Genomic DNA, 3,766 nt, shown 5'->3' with positions numbered 1-3,766 from the left:
TCCGTGAGGTGTCGCATATCGACCTTCCGCCTGCTCGGGAACATCGATGTGCGACACCTCACGGGGTGCGGGCGGGGGCCGGGCGCGCGCGACTAGTGCGGCGCGGACTCGACGCGGTTGCGGCCGGCCCGTTTGGCCGCGTAGAGGGCCGTGTCGGCCCGGGCGAGCCAGTGCGCCGTGCGTTCGCCGGTGTTCCGCACGGCCAGGCCGATGCTCACCGTGCAGGCCAGCCCGAGTGCGAAATCGTCCCAGTCGAAACTGCTCACCGCGACGAGGAGGCGTTCGCAGGCCTTCGCGGCGTCGGCCGGTGTCGCGTCGCCGAAGACCAGCAGGAACTCCTCGCCGCCGAGCCGCACCGCCAGGTCGCTGTCCCGGATGGCATCCGAAAGGATCGTCCCCATCGCCGCCAACACCCGGTCACCCACGGCGTGCCCGTGCGCGTCGTTGACCCGTTTGAAGTGGTCGAGGTCGACCATCGCCGCACAGAGCGGCTGCGCACGGTCTTTCGCCCGGCGCATCAGCGCGGGCAACTGCCGGTCGAGGGCACGCCGGTTCGGCAGCAGGGTGAGCGGGTCGGTGTGGGCCTGCTGGTCGAGCTTGTTCGCACGGATGCGCAGCACCTGTGCCTCGAGCTGCGACCGCTCGGTCTCGTGGCGGGCGTGTTCGATCTCGAGGGTGTTGATCAGCATCCGGGACTGCAGCCCGGCCGTCTGCCGGGTGAGGCGGAGCGTCAGCTCGTGCAGCTTTTCGGCGTGCGCGAGTGCCCGCTCGAATTCACCGCTCTCCTTGCACATTTCCACGAGGCCCCGATGCAGCCGGGTGAGCCTCGCCGGGTCCTCCTCGACCGAGCTGTCGGCCAGCTGGGCGAGCATCATCAGGATCGCCTCGTCGACGCGGCCCTCGAAGCGCGTGATCTCGGCCAGCTGGGTCTTGTTGTCGAGTTCCAGGTTTCGGAAGCCATTGGCCGTGGCGAGGCTCTGGGAGAGGCCGATCTGTTCGCGCGCCTCGGCATACCGGCCCAGCTCGATCAGGATGCTGCCGAGGTTCGTGCGCGCGATCGTCTCCCAGAAGCTGTGTCCCTGGCTGTGGGCGAACGCCGCGGCCTGCTGCACGTTGTCAAGGGCCTCGCCGAGCGCATCCGTCGCCTCGAGGCCGAGGGCGGCCTGGGTGCGCGCGAATTCGAGGCAGGTGTCGCCGAGGTTGTTGAGCCCGGCGAACTGTGCCTCATCGTCCTCGAGCAGCCGGGACAGGTCGAGCGCCTGCCGACCCAGCTCGAGGGCCCGCAGCGAGTCCCCGGTTCCCACATGCACCATCGACGAGCGGCTGAGCGCCCAGAACTCGGCGAGCGGGCTGCCGCTCGCCCGGGAGGAGGCGAGGGCCCCGAGCACGTGCCGCAGCGCGGGCTCGTTCAGGCCCGTCTCGTGGAAGGCGAGCGCGAGGGTGCAGTGCATCTGGGATTGCCGCAAGAGCTCGCCCGCGCGGGTCAGGTATTCGAGCGCGAGCAGCCCGTTCTGAACGGCTGCCTCCACTTCGCCGAGCCGCAACCGGTGCAGCGACAAGAGCTCGCGGGCCCGACCCTGCTCGGCGGCCGTGATGTCCGCGGTCGCAAGCACCTGTTCGGCCTCGGAGGCGCCTTCGAGATGCCGGCCGTCGGCGCGCGACCGTTCGCACAAGTTCAGTAGCTCGGCGACCGTGGACGTGGCGGGTGGCGGCATGGCGTCGCGAATGGGCGCTGCCGAAACCGCACGCACACCTGGTGCTGCCGCCTTCGAGTCCACCTTCAGCCCCCCGACTGTCTGTCACTGATTCGAACCTAACACCGCAGAAGACCCGATTGGGCCGGAAAAAAGGCCCCCGAAGGGGTTGACTTTTCACGGCGGCGCGAAGCCGTCGAGCGCCGCAATGCCCCGGCCCGCCGCGTCGAACAGCGTCAGGTTGTCGTAGGCGTTGCCGATGTCCTTGCTGATGCCCACCCCGGCGAGCCAGGCCGGCTCCCAATCCAGGAATCCGGCACCGTGTCCGCCCGGAACGGAGAGGAGCACCGCGCGCAACGCCTGGAAGTAGGCACGCTGGCCGGCCTCGGTGGGCGGGTACAGCGCCGCCTCCGGCAGTTGGGCCGCAGTCGACACGATGTTCGCCGTTCCGTCCGCGTTGGCGAGGGTCCAGGGGTATGACGTCTCGGCGATCACGATGTCCTTCTCGTAGCGCCAGGCGAGAGAGTTCAACAGGTTCTGCAGTTCGGGAAGCGAACCATGCCAGAACGGATAGAACGTCACGCCGATCAGGTCGAACGGGATCCCGGCCCCGACCAGGTGGTCGAAGAAGCGGGTGGACAGCTCGACGTTGACCCCGGTGTCGACATGGATCATCACGGCAGGCGGATGCTGCAGCGCGGTGCTGTGCGCACCCCGCTCGGCCGCCCGCAGCAACTCGTCGAAGTGCGTCCAGTCGTCCCCGGCTGTTCCGGCCAGCCAGCCGGTCGGCCACAGCATTCCGTTCGTGATCTCGTTGCCGAGCTGCACGATATCCGCCGGAGTGCCCTGGGCCTCGAATGCCGTGAGCACGTCCCGGGTGTAGTCCTCGACGGTCGCCGCGAGCTGATCGGGGCCGAGGGACTGCCACGCGGCGGGGGTCTGTTGGTTCGTGCGATCCGCCCAGGTGTCCGAGTAGTGCAGGTCGAGCACGATGTGCAGGCCGGCAGCCGCGGCGCGCCGGGCCAGAGTCAGGGCCGCGGCGAGGTCGCTCGTGCCAGGGGCCGGGTCCACCCAGACCCGCACCCGCAAGTAGGTGGCGCCATGGTTCGCCAGGATCTGCTCCACCGGGAGCACCTGCCCGGCGTCGGACAGCCGCGTACCGGCCGCTTCGGTCTGCAGGGCGAAGGAGACGTCTGCCCCGCGGATCCGGAGCGAACCGGGCGACACTCGACTCGCCGCCGCCACGAACATCCCGGTGCCGACGATCGCCGACACGGTGAGCACGGCGGTCCCGGCCAGGATCGCCCGGCGCCGGGTCCACACGGGCGGCCAGGCCGTCACGGGCTCGACGGGTCGCGCGACAGCAGCACAGCGGCCTGGCCGCGCCGTTCGAATCCGAGTTTGGCCAGCACGATCGAGACGTAGTTCCGCACGGTCTTCTCGGCGAGGAACAGGTCCTGTGCGATCTGGCGGTTCGACATCCCCTGGGCGATGCGGGTGACGATCCTCCGTTCCTGCTCCGAGAGCACCGCGAGCTTCGGGTCGATGCCGGCTGCGCGGTGCATCCGCTCGGATTCGCGTTCCCGGAGGGCCGTGCTGAAGAAGATCTCCCCAGCGGCAACACGCCGCACCGTGTCGACGAGTTCGTCGCTGCCGATGCGCTTGGAGAGGTAGCCGGCGGCACCGCCCTGGATTGCCGCGAACAGCGAATTCTCGTCGGAGTCGTGGGTGAGGATCACGCAGCGGATGCCGGGGTCGGCCGAACGGATGCGGCGGCACGCGTTCGCACCGGTCCCATCGCCGAACCGACTTTCCAGGATGACCAGGTCCGGGCGCAGGGCGTGGATGGGCCCGAGCGCGTCGAGCACAGAGCCGGATTCGCCGACGATGCGGATCCCGGCCTGGGAGAGCAGGTGGCGAACGCCGTCCCGCATGATTTCCTGGTCGTCGAGAAGGAACACGGTTGGTTCACTGCGCAGGTCTGGGCCGGTGGGTTCGGCACGGATATGCGCAGGCAGGTCGGATTCCGCTACCACTCGGGTCCTCTCGATCGCTTCGCTTCGGGTCGGGGC

General features: G+C 69.4%; 3 protein-coding genes. All 3 read right to left on the bottom strand.

The features are described 5' to 3' along the window. Positions 1 to 92: 92 nt before the first annotated feature. Positions 93 to 1,715, bottom strand: coding sequence for a GGDEF domain-containing protein (locus tag QN350_RS19255; RefSeq protein WP_322137752.1), 1,623 nt, complete (start codon positions 1,713 to 1,715; stop codon positions 93 to 95). Positions 1,716 to 1,871: 156 nt separating this feature from the next. Further along, complete coding sequence (locus QN350_RS19250) at positions 1,872 to 3,035, bottom strand: glycoside hydrolase family 53 protein (RefSeq protein ID WP_322137753.1); 1,164 nt, start codon at positions 3,033 to 3,035, stop codon at positions 1,872 to 1,874. After that, positions 3,032 to 3,766 (bottom strand): response regulator transcription factor (locus tag QN350_RS19245; RefSeq protein WP_323517141.1); only part of this gene is annotated, 735 nt, incomplete at its 5' end. The genes QN350_RS19245 and QN350_RS19250, both read right to left, overlap by 4 nt.

The sequence above is a fragment of the Cryobacterium sp. 10I5 genome, assembly GCF_035019865.1.
Lineage (GTDB): Bacteria > Actinomycetota > Actinomycetes > Actinomycetales > Microbacteriaceae > Cryobacterium > Cryobacterium breve_A.
The sequence above is the reverse complement of the archived record's forward strand: the minus strand, read 5'-3'. Positions and strand labels throughout refer to the sequence as shown.

Coding starts and splice junctions, on each gene's coding strand:
- QN350_RS19255 (WP_322137752.1), bottom strand. CDS start 1,715: ATGCCGCCACCCGCCACGTCCACGGTCGCCGAGCTACTGAACTTGTGC.